The sequence below is a fragment of the Pseudomonas guariconensis genome (assembly GCF_040822035.1).
Lineage (GTDB): Bacteria > Pseudomonadota > Gammaproteobacteria > Pseudomonadales > Pseudomonadaceae > Aquipseudomonas > Aquipseudomonas guariconensis.
The window spans coordinates 5195458-5211766 of sequence record NZ_CP162012.1 but is presented as its reverse complement, the minus strand read 5'-3'; the positions used below and the strand labels follow the sequence as shown (position 1 = coordinate 5211766).

The 16309-nt window shown below is 63.0% G+C and carries 17 protein-coding genes; 6 read left to right on the top strand and 11 right to left on the bottom strand.

Annotated features, from left to right (window positions below):
* Positions 1 to 30: 30 nt before the first annotated feature.
* The 3 genes from AB1N67_RS24255 to phoB form a co-directional block, all read right to left on the bottom strand.
* Positions 31 to 1371: a hemolysin family protein gene (locus tag AB1N67_RS24255; protein WP_043209925.1), complete on the bottom strand. Its 1341-nt coding sequence runs from the start codon at positions 1369 to 1371 to the stop codon at positions 31 to 33.
* A gap of 244 nt (positions 1372 to 1615) precedes the next feature.
* Positions 1616 to 2923: a phosphate regulon sensor histidine kinase PhoR gene (gene phoR, locus AB1N67_RS24250; RefSeq protein WP_043209923.1), complete on the bottom strand. Its 1308-nt coding sequence runs from the start codon at positions 2921 to 2923 to the stop codon at positions 1616 to 1618.
* A gap of 158 nt (positions 2924 to 3081) precedes the next feature.
* Positions 3082 to 3771: a phosphate regulon transcriptional regulator PhoB gene (gene phoB, locus AB1N67_RS24245; RefSeq protein ID WP_003253341.1), complete on the bottom strand. Its 690-nt coding sequence runs from the start codon at positions 3769 to 3771 to the stop codon at positions 3082 to 3084.
* 177 nt (positions 3772 to 3948) lie between these two features.
* Here phoB and AB1N67_RS24240 point away from each other — a divergent pair, with 177 nt between their 5' ends.
* Entirely contained in the window at positions 3949 to 4320 is a 372-nt protein-coding gene (locus AB1N67_RS24240; protein ID WP_043209922.1) for a hypothetical protein, read from the top strand.
* 88 nt (positions 4321 to 4408) lie between these two features.
* Here AB1N67_RS24240 and ubiA read toward each other — a convergent pair whose 3' ends face one another.
* Both ubiA and AB1N67_RS24230 read right to left on the bottom strand, forming a co-directional pair.
* On the bottom strand, positions 4409 to 5299 hold the full coding sequence (gene ubiA / locus AB1N67_RS24235) for a 4-hydroxybenzoate octaprenyltransferase (RefSeq protein WP_367863449.1): 891 nt from the start codon (positions 5297 to 5299) through the stop codon (positions 4409 to 4411).
* Positions 5299 to 5856, bottom strand: coding sequence for a chorismate lyase (locus tag AB1N67_RS24230; protein ID WP_367863448.1), 558 nt, complete (start codon positions 5854 to 5856; stop codon positions 5299 to 5301). The genes ubiA and AB1N67_RS24230 overlap by 1 nt, the downstream gene beginning before the upstream one ends.
* 132 nt (positions 5857 to 5988) lie before the next feature.
* Here AB1N67_RS24230 and AB1N67_RS24225 point away from each other — a divergent pair, with 132 nt between their 5' ends.
* The 4 genes from AB1N67_RS24225 (at position 5989) to AB1N67_RS24210 (ending at position 8353) form a co-directional block, all read left to right on the top strand.
* Positions 5989 to 6156, top strand: coding sequence for a rubredoxin (locus tag AB1N67_RS24225; protein WP_011536423.1), 168 nt, complete (start codon positions 5989 to 5991; stop codon positions 6154 to 6156).
* 29 nt (positions 6157 to 6185) lie between these two features.
* Positions 6186 to 7334, top strand: coding sequence for an NAD(P)/FAD-dependent oxidoreductase (locus AB1N67_RS24220; protein WP_367863447.1), 1149 nt, complete (start codon positions 6186 to 6188; stop codon positions 7332 to 7334).
* A 189-nt stretch (positions 7335 to 7523) separates the two neighbouring features.
* Positions 7524 to 7823, top strand: coding sequence for an HU family DNA-binding protein (locus tag AB1N67_RS24215; protein ID WP_043209915.1), 300 nt, complete (start codon positions 7524 to 7526; stop codon positions 7821 to 7823).
* Positions 7824 to 7978: 155 nt separating this feature from the next.
* On the top strand, positions 7979 to 8353 hold the full coding sequence (locus AB1N67_RS24210) for a hypothetical protein (protein WP_043209913.1): 375 nt from the start codon (positions 7979 to 7981) through the stop codon (positions 8351 to 8353).
* A gap of 118 nt (positions 8354 to 8471) precedes the next feature.
* Here the strand turns inward: AB1N67_RS24210 and AB1N67_RS24205 are convergent, their stop codons facing one another.
* From AB1N67_RS24205 to exbB, 6 genes are all read right to left on the bottom strand, one after another.
* On the bottom strand, positions 8472 to 9875 hold the full coding sequence (locus AB1N67_RS24205) for an aminoacyl-tRNA deacylase and HDOD domain-containing protein (protein WP_043209911.1): 1404 nt from the start codon (positions 9873 to 9875) through the stop codon (positions 8472 to 8474).
* Positions 9876 to 10016: 141 nt separating this feature from the next.
* The gene (gene recG, locus AB1N67_RS24200; protein ID WP_090344197.1) at positions 10017 to 12095 is read right to left on the bottom strand and encodes an ATP-dependent DNA helicase RecG; all 2079 of its coding nucleotides are present in this window, start codon (positions 12093 to 12095) and stop codon (positions 10017 to 10019) included.
* Between the two features lie 3 nt (positions 12096 to 12098).
* Positions 12099 to 13025: a LysR substrate-binding domain-containing protein gene (locus tag AB1N67_RS24195; RefSeq protein ID WP_367863446.1), complete on the bottom strand. Its 927-nt coding sequence runs from the start codon at positions 13023 to 13025 to the stop codon at positions 12099 to 12101.
* Positions 13026 to 13119: 94 nt separating this feature from the next.
* A complete protein-coding gene (locus tag AB1N67_RS24190; protein WP_043209905.1) occupies positions 13120 to 13854 on the bottom strand; it encodes an energy transducer TonB in 735 nt (244 codons plus the stop codon).
* A complete protein-coding gene (gene exbD, locus AB1N67_RS24185; RefSeq protein WP_043209902.1) occupies positions 13851 to 14279 on the bottom strand; it encodes a TonB system transport protein ExbD in 429 nt (142 codons plus the stop codon). Before exbD ends, AB1N67_RS24190 begins: the two co-directional genes overlap by 4 nt.
* 3 nt (positions 14280 to 14282) lie before the next feature.
* The gene (gene exbB, locus AB1N67_RS24180) at positions 14283 to 15245 is read right to left on the bottom strand and encodes a tonB-system energizer ExbB (protein ID WP_253131357.1); all 963 of its coding nucleotides are present in this window, start codon (positions 15243 to 15245) and stop codon (positions 14283 to 14285) included.
* A gap of 191 nt (positions 15246 to 15436) precedes the next feature.
* Between exbB and AB1N67_RS24175 the strand changes: the two genes are divergently transcribed.
* Positions 15437 to 16288, top strand: coding sequence for an SDR family oxidoreductase (locus tag AB1N67_RS24175; RefSeq protein ID WP_102081152.1), 852 nt, complete (start codon positions 15437 to 15439; stop codon positions 16286 to 16288).
* Positions 16289 to 16309 lie beyond the last annotated feature (21 nt).

The window sequence follows — 16309 nt, the reverse complement described above, 5'->3', positions numbered from 1 at the left end:
GCGATGGGGCGCAAAGCGCCCCCAGAGCAGTCAGATGAGCTTCAGTACCTTGGCCAGCACGATCTTCGGCCCTTTCATCTTCTTGATGATGATGCGCAGGCCTTCGACCTCCAGCACTTCCTCTTCCTCCGGTACGCGCTTGAGCGTTTCATAGACCAGACCTGCCAGGGTCTCGGCCTCGATGTGGTCCAGATCCACCCCCAGCAGCCGTTCGACCTTGAACAATGGCGTGTCGCCACGTACCAGCAGCTTGCCCGGCTGGTAGGCGAGGATGCCGCGTTCGGTCTTGCGGTGCTCGTCCTGGATGTCGCCGACCAGCACTTCCAGCACGTCCTCCATGGTGAGGTAGCCGATCACCTTGCCGTCGGCTTCCTCGACCAGCACGAAGTGCGCGCCGCCCTTGCGGAATTGCTCCAGCAGCTGGGACAGCGGCATGTGCCGCGAGACGCGCTCCAGCGGGCGAGCCAGGTCGTCCAGGTCCAAGGTTTCTGGGAAGTGGTCCATTTCGGCCAGTTCCAGCAGCAGGTCCTTGATGTGCAACAGCCCCACGAACTCTTCGCGCTCGGCGTCGTAGACCGGGTAGCGGCTGAACTTGTGGCGACGGAACATCGCCAGGATTTCCTTGAGCGGTGCTTTGGCATCGAGGCTGACCATGTCCTCGCGGGAGTTGGCCCAGTCGACCACTTCCAGTTCGCCCATCTCCACCGCCGAAGCCAGTACACGCATGCCTTGGTCGCTTGGGTCCTGGCCACGGCTCGAATGCAGGATCAGCTTGAGTTCTTCGCGGCTGTAATGATGCTCGTGGTGCGGTCCAGGCTCGCCCTGGCCGGCGATACGCAAAATGGTGTTGGCGCTGGCGTTGAGCAGGTAGATCGCCGGGTACATCAACCAGTAGAACAGGTACAGCGGCACCGCCGTCCACAGCGACAGCAGCTCGGGTTTGCGGATCGCCCAGGACTTGGGCGCCAGCTCGCCGACCACGATGTGCAGGTAGGAGATCACAAAGAAGGCGACGAAGAACGAGATCGCTTTGACCAGCTCCGGCGTATCGACGCCAACGGCGGCTAGCAGCGGCTCGAGCAGGTGCGCGAAGGCCGGCTCACCGACCCAGCCCAGGCCCAGGGAGGCCAGGGTGATGCCCAGCTGGCAGGCCGACAGGTAGGCGTCCAGCTGGTTGTGAACCTTGCGCAGGATGCTGCCGCGCCAGCCGTGCAGTTCGGCGATCGACTCGACGCGGGTCGCGCGCAACTTGACCATGGCGAACTCGGCGGCAACGAAGAAGCCGTTGAGCAGCACCAGAAGGAAGGCAAAGAGAATCATGCCGAAGTCGGCGAAGAGGGAGATGAAGCTGAAACCAGGGGAAGGGTCCATGATGGAGTTTTTACAGGGTCCGTCTTTGAATTAGGGAGAAAAAAAGTGCCAGCGTTGGCTGGCACAGGGGATCCAATGTAGCGGTTGAAGCTGCAAAAGCAAAGGGCGCGCTATCACCCCGTTGGTGGCAACGCCGCCTGCACGGCTGGCACGCACCTCGTGGGAGCGGGTTCAGCCGCTAACCAGGTCATGCACCGGCTGTGCCGGCGTCGGCGGGTAAAATCGCGCCTGCGGTGCCGTGGTTTCAGGCTTTGTTCGTCACCACCTGGGCAGGTGCGAAATGGCAGGTGAAGGTGCTGCCGTGGCCTGGCACGCTGCTGATCTCAAGGCGTGCACGATGGCGCAGCAGCACGTGCTTGACGATCGCCAGGCCAAGTCCTGTGCCGCCCGTATTGGAGGCGCGGCTGGAGTCGACCCGGTAGAAGCGCTCGGTCAGGCGGGGCAGGTGTTTGGCATCGATGCCGATGCCGGAGTCCTGCACGGAGAGGTGAGCACCTTGCTCGTCCGCCCACCAGCGAATGCGGATGTTGCCTTCGTCCTGGGTGTACTTCACGGCGTTGAACACCAGGTTGGAGAAGGCGCTGCGCAGTTCCGACTCGCTGCCCTTGAGGCGCACGCCAGGCGCCGCCTCCAGCGTGATGCGCTGGTTGCGTGGGCCGGACAGCGCTTGAGCGTCGCCCTTGATCGATTGCAGGAGGGCCTCGACGGCCACGGGCTGATTGTCCGAGGGATAGTCGGTGGCTTCGAGCTTGGCCAGCAGCAGCAGGTCGTTGAGCAGTGTCTGCATCCGTGCGCCTTGCTGGCTCATCTGCTGGAGCGCCCGGCCCCAGCGTGGGTTCACGTCGTCGACGTTGTCCAGCAGGGTTTCCAAGTACCCTGTGATGACCGTCAGGGGGGTGCGCAGCTCGTGGGAGACGTTGGCGACGAAATCCTTGCGCATCTGCTCGAGCTGATGGATGCGGGTGACGTCGCGTACCAGCATCAGGTGCTCGTTGTTGCCATAGCGGGTGATGTGAAGCTGGACCCGCATCCGGTCGTTGATCGGGGAGGGGATCTCCAGCGGCTCGACGTAGTTCTCCGATTCGAAGTACTCCTTGAAGCGCGGGTGGCGCACCAGGTTGGTCACCGGCTGGCCGCCATCCTGTGGAGTCTTGAAGCCCAGCAGGGTTTCAGCGGCGCGGTTCCACCATTCGAGGTTGCCTTCGCTGTCGAGCATGATCACCGCATCGCGCAGCGCCGCGGTGGATTCCTGCACCCGGTCGATCACCGCCTGCAGGCGGCCGCGCACCCGCTGATCGCGACGTTGCAGGTGGTAGATGCTGTCGAACACCTCGCCCCACAGGCCGTAGCCATCGGGCGGGGCTTCGTCGGGCTGATGATTGCGCAGCCAGTCGTGCAGGCGCAGCAGTTGCTTGAGGGTCCAACCCAGGTAGAGCGCAAGACCGATGGCCAGGCTCCAGCCGTAGTAGCCGCTGACCAGCCCGCCGATCAGGCAGACGGTGATCAGCAGCAGCATGTGGCGAATCAAGGTCGCGTGCCAGTTCTGGTTCAATTGAGGGGATCCTTCGGATCCAGCTTCAAGCTGCAAGCTGTGTGCTTCAAGCTGCAAGAAGAAGCGGATCGGTGGTGCTGTTCAGTCCTTTATTCCAAGCCTGGCGGCAAGCTGTTCGGCGCTGCCGGCGCGTGCCGCCTGAAGCTTGGCGCTTGCAGCTAGCTCTTGGTCGAGAAGCGGTAGCCGGTGCCTCGGACGGTTTGTACCAGATTTTCGTAGGCTTCACCCAATGCCTTGCGCAGGCGACGAATATGCACGTCGACGGTGCGTTCCTCGACATAGACATTGCCGCCCCAGACTTGGTCGAGCAACTGGCCCCGGGTGTAGGCGCGCTCCTGGTGGGTCATGAAGAACTGCAGCAGGCGGTATTCGGTAGGGCCCATTTCGGCGGGCTTGCCGTCGATGGTCACGCGGTGGCTGATCGGATCGAGCAGCAGGCCGCCCACTTCGATCGGCGCCTCGCTGTCGCTGGGGCCGGTGCGGCGCAGTACGGCTTTGAGACGCGCGACCAACTCACGAGGCGAGAACGGCTTGGTGATGTAGTCGTCGGCGCCGACTTCCAGTCCCTGAATCTTGTTGTCCTCTTCACCCTTGGCGGTGAGCATGATGATCGGGATGTCGCCGGTCAGTTCATCGCGCTTCAGGCGCCGGGCCAACTCGATACCCGAGGTGCCGGGCAGCATCCAGTCGAGCAGGATCAGGTCCGGCTTGCGATCGACGATGATGGCATGGGCTTGCTGGGAGTTTTCCGCTTCCAGGCAGTCATAGCCGGCCATTTCCAATGCAACGGCGATCATCTCGCGAATGGGCGCTTCGTCGTCGACGATCAGAATGTTTCTGCCAACCATTGCGTAAAACCTCTCCCAGGAACTGTGTCTTGGCCCGCATTAGATAACGGAATTATTGCAGCTGTGTGACAGGACATTGGCGATTCTGGCGACATTCCATGACTGGACTAGGCTTGAAGGGGCCGCCACGGCGGTGGCGAAACCTCATTTACACCCCCCGAAACCATGGTGATTCCAATGACACGACATACGCTGAGCTGGATGGCCCTTTTCGCTGCGCTGGCGCTACCGGGGGTGGCATCGGCCCACCACGCGATGGAAAAGGATGGCATGTGGGTCGATCATGCTGGCATGACCCTCTACACCTTCGACAAGGATGCCGACGGCAAGTCCATGTGCAACGGCGAGTGCGCCAAGAACTGGCCACCGTTGATGGTCAAGGCCGAAGACGAGCCCGCCAAGGACAAGTGGACCCAGGTCACCCGCGATGATGGGACCAAGCAGTGGGCTTATGACGGCAAGCCGCTGTATACCTTCATCAAGGACAAGAAAGCCGGGGACAAGACCGGTGACGGCGTGAAGGACGTCTGGCATATCGCCAAGCCTTGAACCTTACAGAGCGGGTTTACCCGCGAATGCGAAGGTGCAATCATCATCGATTCGCGGCTAAACCCGTTCCACAGCGATGGTGCAGGGCTCAGCGCAATGCGTAGTCCACCACCACACCGATGAAGATCAGCATCCCTGCCCAGTGATTGTGCAGGAAGGCCTTGAAGCACGATTCCCGGTCCAGCTTGCGCGTTGACCAGTATTCCCAGGCAAAGCACCCAGCTGCCGCAAGCAGGCCCAAGTGGAACCATCCCCCCATGTCGAAGCGATTGCCCGCCAGCAACAGGCAGCCCAGCGACAGCATTTGCAGGGTCAGGATGATGGTCCGGTCGGCTTCGCCGAAGAGGATTGCCGTGGATTTCACGCCGATTTTCAGGTCGTCGTCGCGGTCCACCATCGCGTAATAGGTGTCATAGCCCACGGTCCACAGCAAATTGGCGATGTACAACAGCCAGGCGCTGGCCGGCAGCTCGCCCCCTGCGGCGGTGAACGCCATGGGGATACCCCACGAGTAAGCCGCACCCAGCACCACCTGGGGGTAGTAGGTGTAGCGCTTCATGAATGGGTAGCAGAACGCCAATGCCACCGCGCCGAACGACAGCCATACCGTGCGGGTATTGGTGCACAGCACGAGCAGGAAACTCACTCCCACCAGGATCGCGAACAGCATCAGCGCTTCGCGAGGCCTTACCCGGCCGCTGGCCAGCGGCCTGTCGGCGGTGCGTTTGACATGGCCATCGACCTTGCGGTCGGCGAAGTCGTTGATGCAGCAGCCGGCGGCACGCATCAGTACCACGCCCAGGCCGAAGATCAGCACATTGGCCAGCGTCGGCGAGCCGTTGCCGGCGATCCACACTGCAGAAAGGGTGGGCCACAGCAGCAGGTAGATGCCGATCGGGCGGTCCATGCGGCTGAGCTGGATGAAGTCCCAGGCCCGGGGATGCAGGCGGTTGAACGACTTGAGCAGTTGCAGGTACATCAGCGGATATCCTCCTTGGCCGCTTGCCACAGGGCCGGCAGGAACACCTCGGCCACCAGCAGGTCAAGGCCATCGCGGGCAAACCGCGAACGCCGCCCCCACAGGTTGGCATGGCGCGCTTCGGGCGGCAGCCAAGCCTGTGGATAACTGCACACTTCGATGGGGTGACGGGTGAAGGCCTGGTCGCAGAACAATAGCTCGCCCAGCGAGCGGCTGCCCAACGTCTCGAGGTCCAGGCCACCTCGCTCCAGGGCGCTGCGCCCGGCCACGCTGCGGGCGAACACCCAGGGTTGGTCATGGCCGCGCAAGTAGACTTCGCGCACCCAGCCTTCTTCGCCAGGAGCCAGGCCCAAGGCTTGGCATTCGTCATCGCGCAGGGGCTGCCAGCCCTCGAACAGGGGGGTGACGGCGAAATGGTCACGGGAGAGGTGGGTCAGGCGGCGGGTCAGGGAGCCTTGATCGAAGAGCCAGTCGAGAATCGACGGTTCGATGCCGGCAGCCAGCTGTGAATACGGCAGCCACGCGACAGCGGCTGCTTGCGGGGTTTCGTACGGCACGTCGGTATGCTTGTTACAGCCAGAGAGGCGGCGAGCTTAACATGTTTGCCGCTGTTGCTTGCATACTGCTGGAAGGGCCAGTACAAAGCCCCTGCGGTACCGCCGCGCCTGATCTAGATGAGGAAGAACGAGATGAAGAAGTGGCAATGCATTGTCTGTGGCCTGATCTACGACGAGGCCGAAGGCTGGCCGGATGACGGCATCGCCCCGGGCACCCGCTGGGAAGACGTGCCGGAAGACTGGCTGTGCCCCGACTGTGGTGTCGGCAAGAGTGATTTCGAAATGATCGCCATCGGCTGATCACACCTGTTCAACGAGAGGAGCATGACATGACGTCCCCCGTGGTGATCATCGGTACCGGCCTTGCGGGCTACAATCTGGCCCGGGAGTTTCGCAAGCTCGACAGCGATACGCCGCTGTTGCTGATCACTGCCGACGATGGCCGTTCCTACTCCAAGCCCATGCTTTCCACCGGCTTTGCCAAGCAGAAGGATGCCGACGGCCTGTGCATGGCCGAGCCGGGCGCCATGGCCGAACAGCTCAAGGCCGAAATCCGCACCCATACTCCCATCAGTGGCATCGATCCTGGCCACAAGCGTCTGTGGATCGGTGAAGAGGCGGTCGAGTACCGCGATCTCATCCTGGCGTGGGGTGCACAGACGGTCCAAGTGCCGATCGAGGGCGATGCGGCTGACCTGGTCTTCCCCATCAATGATCTTGAAGATTATGGGCGCTTTCGGGCCGCGGCGGCAGGCAAACACGGGGTGCTGATCCTCGGCGCTGGCCTGATCGGGTGCGAGTTCGCCAACGACATGAGCCTTGGCGGCTTCGAAGTCGATGTGGTCGCCCCTTGTGAGCAAGTGATGCCAACCCTACTGCACCCTGCTGCGGCCAGTGCGGTACAGGCGGGCCTGGAGGGGCTTGGGGTCCGCTTTCATCTGGGGCCGGTGCTGACCCGCCTGCAGCGCGATGAACAAGGCCTGGAGGCACACCTGTCCGATGGCCGCGTGATCGCCTGTGACCTGGTGGTCTCGGCCATCGGCCTGCGCCCGCGCACGGACCTTGCCGCTGCCGCGGGCTTGCAGACAAACCGGGGTGTGGTGGTGGACCGGCAGTTGCGCACCTCCCACGCCAATATCTTCGCCCTGGGCGATTGCGCCGAGGTCGATGGAATCAACCTGCTCTATGTCATGCCGCTGATGACCTGCGCCCGTGCTTTGGCCCAGACGCTCGCTGGCAACCCTACCGCTGTCGCCTATGGGCCGATGCCAGTGACCGTTAAAACCCCAGCGTGCCCGCTGGTGGTGTCCCCGCCCCCACTTGGGCGCGAAGGTGTCTGGCAGGTCGAGGGGCAGGGCGCCGACCTCAAGGTGCTCTGCCGCGATGCCTCTGGCCAGCTGCTGGGCTATGCGTTGACCGGCACGGCGGTGATGGAAAAGCTGGCGCTCAATCGGCAGTTGCCACCCCTGATGGCGTAAATAGCGGGCGCTCTGTCGGGTATGTCCTGTTCTTGAAGCGACAATGGCCACCCAAGTACTGGCGCGGCTTCGGTGAGCGTGCCATTCTCACTCCCGTCTGCCGCAGATTAGAGCCTGCGGTGCCTTGAACGCTGCTTCGCGAAGCAGCACGGCAATAACAACAAGAAATCCCGTATAAGAGGCTTCACTATGCGTAAACCAGAACTCGCCGCTGTTATCGCCGAAAAGGCCGACTTGACCAAGGAAAAGGCCAACCAGGTCTTGAATGCGATCCTCGACAGCATCACCGGTGCGCTGGACAAGGACACGGTCACCCTGGTCGGTTTCGGTACTTTTGAAAAACGTCATCGTGGCGCCCGCACCGGCAAGAACCCGCAGACCGGCCAGCCCGTCAAGATCAAAGCCAGCAACACTGTTGCCTTCAAGCCCGGCAAGAACCTGCGCGACAGCGTCAACCAACCCGCCAAGCCTGCGAAAAAAGGCAAATGACCCTTCATCGATAACAGTGGTTATCCAAACGGGCGCCCTGGGCGCCCGTTGTGCATTCAGGTACCTGTAAAATCATCGAAACAGCAGATTTGCATTGAGCGACCAATAAAAGGATAAACTGCGCCGCTCAGTCACTTTTTAGTCGAGGCGTGTTGATGAAGTTTCGCTTCCTGCTCTGGGCCATGGGCCTGTTGATGGCCAGGGCCAGCCGCAACAATCCGGCGTTCCAGCAACAATTGCGTGACAAGGATCTGGTGTTCCAGATGCAGACCCTCGATGGCCGGATTGGCCGGCATTTCATCGTCAGCGGCGAGCGCATCAGCAGTAAAGGGGGCCTGCACCCGCAGCCGGCCTTCGCCATTGCCTTCAAGGACGCAGCCTTTGGCTTCGCCACGCTCCAGGCCAGCAACAAGCAGCTGGCCTTCATGCAAGGCATTCAGGACAAGAGTATCCAGATCAAGGGCAATCCGGCGCTGGTGATCTGGTTCCAGGGCCTGATGAAATACCTCAAGCCCAAGAAGAAGGGTTGATACGGGGAGCGGCTTTTCCTGTTGTCTTCTCGGCGGGTAAGCCGCGACCCTCTAGGGGTCACGGGTTTACCTGAGCAGGCCGGTGCACAAGACGGTTGCTCCCACAGCTGCTCACCGCTTAATGCGGGGCATGGAACTGCGAGGCCAGTTCGCGCAGCAACGCCTCGGCCTCCAGCACCTTGTTCACGACATCGTCGGCCTTTTCCCGGGTCAGGCTCAGCCGTTCCAGCAAGGCCTCGGGAATCTCCTCCTGAGGCCCTGAGCCGATACCGCGGGCCCGCAACAGGCGAATCGCCAGGCACACCAGGTTGGGGAACGCCGAATTCTCCCCCTCATAGCTCGGGTCGTGCTGGAAGCGCAGCGCGGTGCACAGCTCTTCAGGCATGTCCCACAGCTTCATCAGCCAGGCGCCGATCTGTTCGCGGCTGATGCCCAGCAGGTGTTGCTCCACGTAGGTGTGACACAGGTGCGGATTGACCTCCAGATGGCGGCAGATCAGCGAGAAGTGCGGCGGAAACACGTGCGCCAGCAGCAAATACCCGAAATTGTGCAGAAGGCCCGCCAGGTAGGTCAGGCCGGCCTCAGGTCGCTCGGCTCGGGGCATGGCACGGGTCAGGCCTTCGATAACCGCAGCGGTGTAGATCGATTGCTGCCAGTAAGGCGTGGTTTGCTGAGGGTGGTCCTTGGGCAGGCTCAAGGTCTTGCCTAGCGCCAGACCCAAGGCCAGGTTGATCACCAGGTCGAAGCCCAGTACGCGCACGATGGCATCCTCCACCGAACGGATCTTGCCGGGCGAGGCGTAGTAAGGCGAGGCTGCCCAACTGACCACCTGAGCGGCCAGGGCCGGGTCGGTTTCCACGACACCGGTGATGTCATCGATGCTGGCATTGGGGTCGACGCGCAGTTTAATGATTTTCTGTGCGGTGTCCGCCAGCGGAGGAATCTCGATGGTCTGCTCGAGGCGTTGCTGGATGCGTCGTGCGGTGAAGGCCTGGACGGCGCGGGTGATTTCCTGGGGGTCATCGTGCGGGCGGTCGAGGTTGGGCCGGATGTCGTGGGTCTGTTCGCCGAAGTTACCCGCGCTGGCTTTGCTCAACATGCCTTTGAACGCTTCGCGTGGGATCTCAAGCAGCAAGCCGGGCTCACCGGACTGGATCAGCAGATTGTCGACTTTCAGCAGGCTGGCTTCGTAGAGGCAGGGGTAGCTGGTCAGTGCCGGGATCCCCGGCAGGGTCTTGAGGGCATGCTTGTCGAGCATGTGCGCAAGGCGTGCGACCGGCACGGCCACCAGCTTGCGACCGGTAAGCTCGGTCAGGCGGTTCAAGTCCAGCAATTGGCTCTGTGGGAACAGCACCATCAAAGCGCCGACTTCGTCGTCGAGAAGGATCGCCTGGACTCGAGCGTTGACCGGTAGCTGCGCATGCTCGGGCACTTCGCGGTAGGGCACGCCGAGCTTGTCGAGCAACAGCCGAATGACAGAGGGTGCGTGTGGGGTCGAAGTATCCAGGGCAACTTCAGTCATGGTCTGAGTCCAAGGTTTTCTTTTAAACGCGAAGTATAACCACCCGGCGCGATAACTGGATCCATTATGCTTCGATGGTGGCCCAGGCAGCGTGAGGCTGCAAAACAGGCCTCTAGGTTTGGGTGCATTTCGTGATCGGTATCACACCTGTCCGTACTGTTGGCCATGGCGCAGCCAGCGGTCCAACAGTGGGCTGACATGGTCGGGCCAACGGGCCAGCAGCGCCTGGGCTGCATCACGCACGGCAGGGAGCAGGTCTGCGTCACGCATCAGATCCGCTACCTTGAACTGCAGCAGACCGGTCTGGCGGGTGCCGAGCATTTCGCCGGGGCCGCGCAGCTCCAGGTCTTTCTCGGCGATGACGAAGCCGTCATTGGTTTCGCGCATGATACCCAGGCGTTCACGGCCGATCTGCGACAGGGGCGGATGATAGAGCAGCACGCAATGGCTGACCGCGCTGCCCCGGCCCACCCGACCGCGCAGCTGGTGCAACTGGGCAAGGCCCAGGCGCTCGGGGTTCTCGATGATCATCAGGCTGGCATTGGGCACATCCACGCCCACCTCGATCACGGTGGTCGCCACCAGCAACTGGAGATTGCCGGCCTTGAACTCGGCCATCACCGCGGCTTTTTCCGCCGGTTTCATGCGTCCGTGGATCAGGCCCACACGCAGTTCGCCCAGGGCGCTGCCCAGCTCTTCGAAGGTGCTTTCTGCCGCCTGGCAGGTCAGTTCTTCCGACTCTTCGATCAGGGTACAGACCCAATACGCCTGGCGCCCTTCGGCGCAGGCCGCGCGTACCCGCTCGACCACTTCGAAGCGCCGGCTGTCGGCCACCAGCACGGTGTTCACCGGGGTACGGCCAGGGGGCAACTCGTCGAGGATGGAGGTGTCCAGGTCGGCGTAGGCGCTCATCGCCAGCGTCCGCGGAATCGGGGTGGCGGTCATGATCAACTGGTGCGGGCACAGCGCGCCGTCCACGCCTTTCTGGCGTAAGGCCAAACGCTGCTGTACGCCAAACCGGTGCTGCTCGTCGATGATCGCCAGGGCCAGGCGGCGAAACTTCACTTCTTCCTGGAACAGCGCATGGGTGCCGACCACCATCGGCACACCGCTGGCGATCTGCTCCAAGGCGCTGGCGCGCGCCTTGCCTTTGAGCTTGCCCGCCAGCCAGGCCACCTCGATGCCTAAGGGCTCGAGCCAGCGTTTGAAGGTCAGGTAATGCTGTTCGGCGAGGATCTCGGTAGGCGCCATGAGGGCCACCTGGTAGCCGGCTTCCAAGGCCTGCAAGGCGGCAAGGGCCGCGACTACCGTCTTGCCTGCGCCGACATCGCCCTGCACCAGGCGCATCATCGGCTCGGGCTGGCTGAGGTCGTAGGCGATTTCGTTGCCGACTCGCTGCTGGGCGCCGGTGGGGCTGAAGCCCAGGTTGGCCAGGTATTGCGCTGGCAGGCGGCTGGCCTTGGGCAATACCGGGGCTCGCAGGGCGCGCAGGCTTTCGCGCAGGCGCTGTTGGGAGAGCTGATGGGTCAGCAGCTCTTCGAAGGCCAGGCGATGCTGGGCCCAGTGCTGGCCTTCGGCGAGTTCGTCGAGGTCGGCGTCGGCCGGTGGGTTGTGCAGGTAGCGGATCGCATCGTCCAGCGGCGCCAGGTGGTAATCCCGGGCCAGTTCTTCGGGCAGCCAGTCCGGCAGGCTGCGCGGGCCGAGCATGGCCAGGCTCTGCTGGCACAACAGGCGCAGGCGTTGCTGTGTCAGGCCTTCGGTACTCGGATAGATGGGCGTCAGGGTCTGTTCGACTGGTGGCGCCGGTTCGTTGCCATTGAGCGCCCGGTACTCCGGGTGATAGATCTCAAGCCCCGACGCACCGGGGCGGGCCTCGCCGTAGCAGCGCAAATGGGTGCCACGCTTGAGGCCTTCTTTCTGGGCATTGCTGAAATGATAGAAACGCAGGCTCAGCACGCCGGTTCCATCTCCCAGGCGCACCACCAGGCTGCGGCGCTTGCCCATGGTCACGTCGGCGCCGCTGACCACACCTTCGATCACCGCGTCCTGACCGGGACGCAAAGCCCCGATGGGCACCACGCGGGTGCGATCCTGATAGCGCAGCGGCAGGTGGAACAGCAGATCTTGCAGGTTCTCCAAGCCGACCTTGGCCAGTTTCTCGGCCATGGCTTCGCCAACACCCTTGAGGGCGGTCACCGGGACAGTCGACAGCTCGGTCATGGGTCAGGCCGATTTTTGCGCAGGCGGCTTGGCGACCGAGCAGAGGCGGATCGAGTCGGCGAGGATCTCGATGGCCTTGGGCCGCGGGAAGCTGGCGCGCCAGGCGATGGCGACGGTACGGAAAGGCGAAGGCGCCGTGAGTGGGCGCACCTCGATCACGCCTGGGGCGTAATGGTGGCTGTGTACGGCCGACAGCGGCAGGATCGACACGCCAAGGCCGGAGGCGACCATGTGGCGGATGGTTTCCAGCGAGCTGGATTCGACCGTGGTGTGCTTGGAGCCTTCGCCGCCCTTGTTGATGGTCGGGCAGGCCTCCAGCACTTGATCACGGAAGCAGTGGCCCTCGCCGAGCAGCAACAGGCTCTTGTCATTGAGCATGGCGGTGTCGATGGTCTTCTTGGCGGTCCAAGGGTGATCGGCGGGCATCAGCGCGTAGAAGGGCTCGTCGTACAGCGGCAGCGTCAGCACGTCCGCCTCGTTGAACGGCAGGGCGATGATCACCGCGTCCAGCTCGCCGTTGCGCAGTTTTTCGCGCAGTACGTGGGTGAAGTTCTCTTCGATGTACAGCGGCATCTGCGGGGCGACCCGGTGCAGCTGAGGAATGAGGTGCGGGAAGAGATAGGGGCCGACGGTATAGATGGCACCGACCTTGAGCGGCGCGGTGAGTTGGTTCTTGCCGGCCTGGGCCAGTTCGCGAATACCTTGGGCCTGCTCCAGAACCTTCTGCGCCTGGGCGACGATGCTTTCGCCGACCGGGGTCAGGCGCACCGCGCTCTTGCTGCGCTCGAAGATCAGCACGCCAAGCTCGTCCTCGAGTTTCTTCACACCGACCGACAGGGTCGGCTGGCTGACATGGCAACGCTCGGCGGCGTGGCCGAAATGCTGCTCCTGGGCGAGTGTGACGATGTAGCGTAATTCTGTGAGGGTCATAACGTGCGTCCATGAAGTTGCGGCCCCAGCATAGCGGCTGCAATCGATAGACGCACGTTATCAGACTTGCTGTTTTGTGACAGAAACAAAAGTATCAGCGACGGTCCAGCGAGTAGACGAACGGCGCCACGACTTCGATCTGGCCATTGTTCAGCAATTCCTTCGGCGGCTTGGGTACTGGCTGCGCCCGGCGGATCATTTCCAGGGTCGCTCGGTCCAGCGCCGCACTGCCCGAACCACCGGCCAGCGAGAACGACAACACCTTGCCTTCGGCGTCTACCACGAAGCGCAGCCTGTTGATGCCTTGCAGACCACGGCGGCGAGCGTCTTCCGGATACCGCTTGTACTTGGCCAGGTGGCGCAGCAAGTCGCTCTGCCACGTCGGCAGCGCATTGCTATTGGACGCGATGCTCGGCGCTGGTGCCGCCGATTTCTGCGGTGGCGTGTTGCTGGGCGGCGTGTCCGCGACCTGTTCCTTGGCCGGTGGCAAATCCTTCGGCGGCTCAGGTTTTTTCTCAGGCTTGGGCGGTTGAGGCTTGGCCTTGGGCTTGGGTGGTTTGGCGATGGCGATCTTCGGCTTGGGCGCCTCTACCAGCTTGGGTAGCGGAGGCTCTTCGACCGGTGCCGGAGGCTGCGGTGCGGCCTTGGGCGGTGGTGGCGGTGCCGGTGCGGGCAGCGGCGCCAGCTCGACCATCATGGCTGCCGGTGGTAGCTCGACGGCCTGGGGCACGGACCAGTTCAGGGTCAGTAGCACCGCCAGCACATGCACGCCCAGCACGATCGCCAGGCTGACGCCGTAGCGCGCCAGGTTGGACCGTGTCGTTGTCATTGCTTGGCTGCCGTTTCGAGACCGACCAGGCCGACCTTGAGGTAGCCGGCGGCGCGCATGGTGTTCATCACTTCCATCAGGTCGCCGTAATCAACCCCTTTGTCGGCCTGGAAGAAGATCGTGGTTTCCTTGTCACCCTTGGTCTTGGCATCGAGCATTGCGCCAAGCTGGTCGCGCTGGGCCACCTCGTCATCGCCGACATAGAGTTTCTTGTCGGTCTTGACGCTGACGAACACCGGCTTCTCGGGCCTCGGCGCCGGCTTGGCGGTCGAGGCTGGTAGGTCGACCTTGATGTCGACGGTAGCCAGCGGGGCGGCGACCATGAAGATGATCAGCAGCACCAGCATGACGTCGATGAAAGGCGTGACGTTGATTTCGTGGTTTTCGGCGAGGTCGTCGCCACCTTCGTTCAGATGCAGGCCCATGGCTTACCCCACTTTCACCATGTGCGGGGCAACGCGCTCGCCACCCTGGTGGTCCAGGTCGCGGCTCACCAGCAGCAGTACCTGGGCCGAGGCGTCGGAGACCTGGGCCTTGTAGCCGGCAATCGAGCGGGCGAAGACGTTATAGATGACCACGGCCGGAATGGCCGCGACCAGGCCCAGGGCGGTGGCCAGCAGGGCTTCGGCGATGCCGGGGGCGACTACGGCCAGGTTGGTGGTCTGGGTCTTGGCGATGCCGATGAAGCTGTTCATGATGCCCCAGACGGTACCGAACAGACCGACGAAAGGCGCAGTGGAACCGATGGTGGCAAGCATGCCGGTGCCGCTGCTCATGCTGCGGCCGCTGGCGGCGACCAGGCGCTCCAAGCGGAAGCTGACGCGCTCTTTGATGCCTTCCTTCTCACGGGCATTGACCGAGAGGCGCATTTCGTCCAGCGCATCATGGACCAAGGTGTGGGCCAGGGTGCCTGCCTTGTTGGCGGCGTCGCTCGCTTCCTTGAGGCTGGCTGCTTTCTTCAGCAAGGCGATTTCGCCACGCAGTCGGCGCTTGGCACCCATCAGCTCGAAGCCCTTGGCGATCCAGATGGTCCAGGTGATCAGCGAGGCGATGGCCAGGCCGATCATCACGGCTTTGACGACGACGTCGGCGTTCTTATACATGCCCCAGGGAGAAAGATCGTGTGCCATGCCCAGAGAGGTGTCTTCGACCAGGGCCTGGACGTTCTCGTCCGCAGGTGCCTGGGCATTGGGGGTAGCAGCGGGGGCCTGGGTTTCACCGGTTGGAGCCGGGGCGGCAGGTGCTGCAGCGGCAGCGGGGGCGCTGGTGGCTGCGGTGGTAGGCTCATCGGCCATGGCGGCCGGGGCCAGCACCAGGCTGAGGGTCAGCGCGGCGATGGCGCGCCATGCGCGCGACGTGGTTGGCGAAGCGGAGGATTGTGTACGTGTCATGCTGGCCGGACCTGATGAAGATAAAAAGGTGACGTTCTCCAAGGCCTCGAGGCGGGCCGAGAACAGATAGGGCGCCATTATTGCAAGTAATTCTTGTTAGCAGAAGTAATAAAGTTGCCTTTTTTAACCATCGTCTAGCCGCCTATCGATTAATCCGGTTAGCCTGAACCTTTGCCTGTGGAGCGATTGAAATGTCCGAACCCTGCGTGATGATCGTTGGCTGCGGTGATGTAGGCGGTCGTCTAGCTCGCCAGTTGCTGGCGCTGGGCTGGCAGGTCAGTGGCTTGCGACGCTCGGTCGAGCACCTGCCTGCGGGCGTCGTGCCGATCGCCGCCGACCTCTCCGAGCCCGCGATACCGGCAGCCTGGCCCCAGCGTTCGCCCGACTATTTGGTGTACTGCGTGGCCGCCAGCCAACACGATGAGGCGGGATACCAGGCCGCTTATGTCGACGGTCTGCGTCATGTACTCGATTGGCTAAAGGCGCGTGGACAGCAGCCCCGGCGGCTGCTGTTCGTGTCCAGCAGCAGTGTGTATGCGCAGGCGCAGGGCGAGTGGGTCGACGAAGACGCGGTGACCGAACCTCAAAGCTATTCGGGCCGCGTGATGCTGCAGGCCGAGCATTTGGCGCTGCACAGCGGGCTGCCCGCAACGCTCGTGCGCCTGACTGGCATCTATGGCCCGGGTCGGGAATGGCTGCTCAGCCAGGTGCGTCAGGGTTATCGGGTGGCCGAGGAGCCGCCGCTGTATGGCAACCGCATCCACGCCGAGGATGCGGCAGGTTTGCTGGCCTTCCTGCTCCAGGCCGACGCCCGGGACGTGGCGCTGGACGCATGCTATATCGGCGTTGATGACGACCCTGCACCCTTGGCCGAGGTAGTGGACTGGCTGCGCCAGTACATGGGCGTGAGCGAATGGTCGGACGAGCAACGCGTTCGGCGTACCGGCAGCAAGCGCTGCAGCAATGCACGAGCACGTGCGCTGGGATGGGCGCCACAGTATCCAAGCTACAGGGAAGGGTACACCGCGATCTTGAAAGGGTAGACCGCAATCAAGGCTGCTTCT

What these genes read in the sequence shown, in the direction of transcription:
- AB1N67_RS24255 (WP_043209925.1), bottom strand. Translation starts at nt 1,371, where the DNA reads ATGGACCCTTCCCCTGGTTTCAGCTTCATCTCCCTCTTCGCCGACTTC.
- phoB (WP_003253341.1), bottom strand. Translation starts at nt 3,771, where the DNA reads ATGGTTGGCAGAAACATTCTGATCGTCGACGACGAAGCGCCCATTCGC.
- AB1N67_RS24240 (WP_043209922.1), top strand. Translation starts at nt 3,949, where the DNA reads ATGACACGACATACGCTGAGCTGGATGGCCCTTTTCGCTGCGCTGGCG.
- ubiA (WP_367863449.1), bottom strand. Translation starts at nt 5,299, where the DNA reads ATGTACCTGCAACTGCTCAAGTCGTTCAACCGCCTGCATCCCCGGGCC.
- AB1N67_RS24225 (WP_011536423.1), top strand. Translation starts at nt 5,989, where the DNA reads ATGAAGAAGTGGCAATGCATTGTCTGTGGCCTGATCTACGACGAGGCC.
- AB1N67_RS24220 (WP_367863447.1), top strand. Translation starts at nt 6,186, where the DNA reads ATGACGTCCCCCGTGGTGATCATCGGTACCGGCCTTGCGGGCTACAAT.
- AB1N67_RS24215 (WP_043209915.1), top strand. Translation starts at nt 7,524, where the DNA reads ATGCGTAAACCAGAACTCGCCGCTGTTATCGCCGAAAAGGCCGACTTG.
- AB1N67_RS24210 (WP_043209913.1), top strand. Translation starts at nt 7,979, where the DNA reads ATGAAGTTTCGCTTCCTGCTCTGGGCCATGGGCCTGTTGATGGCCAGG.
- AB1N67_RS24205 (WP_043209911.1), bottom strand. Translation starts at nt 9,875, where the DNA reads ATGACTGAAGTTGCCCTGGATACTTCGACCCCACACGCACCCTCTGTC.
- recG (WP_090344197.1), bottom strand. Translation starts at nt 12,095, where the DNA reads ATGACCGAGCTGTCGACTGTCCCGGTGACCGCCCTCAAGGGTGTTGGC.
- AB1N67_RS24195 (WP_367863446.1), bottom strand. Translation starts at nt 13,025, where the DNA reads ATGACCCTCACAGAATTACGCTACATCGTCACACTCGCCCAGGAGCAG.
- AB1N67_RS24190 (WP_043209905.1), bottom strand. Translation starts at nt 13,854, where the DNA reads ATGACAACGACACGGTCCAACCTGGCGCGCTACGGCGTCAGCCTGGCG.
- exbD (WP_043209902.1), bottom strand. Translation starts at nt 14,279, where the DNA reads ATGGGCCTGCATCTGAACGAAGGTGGCGACGACCTCGCCGAAAACCAC.
- exbB (WP_253131357.1), bottom strand. Translation starts at nt 15,245, where the DNA reads ATGACACGTACACAATCCTCCGCTTCGCCAACCACGTCGCGCGCATGG.
- AB1N67_RS24175 (WP_102081152.1), top strand. Translation starts at nt 15,437, where the DNA reads ATGTCCGAACCCTGCGTGATGATCGTTGGCTGCGGTGATGTAGGCGGT.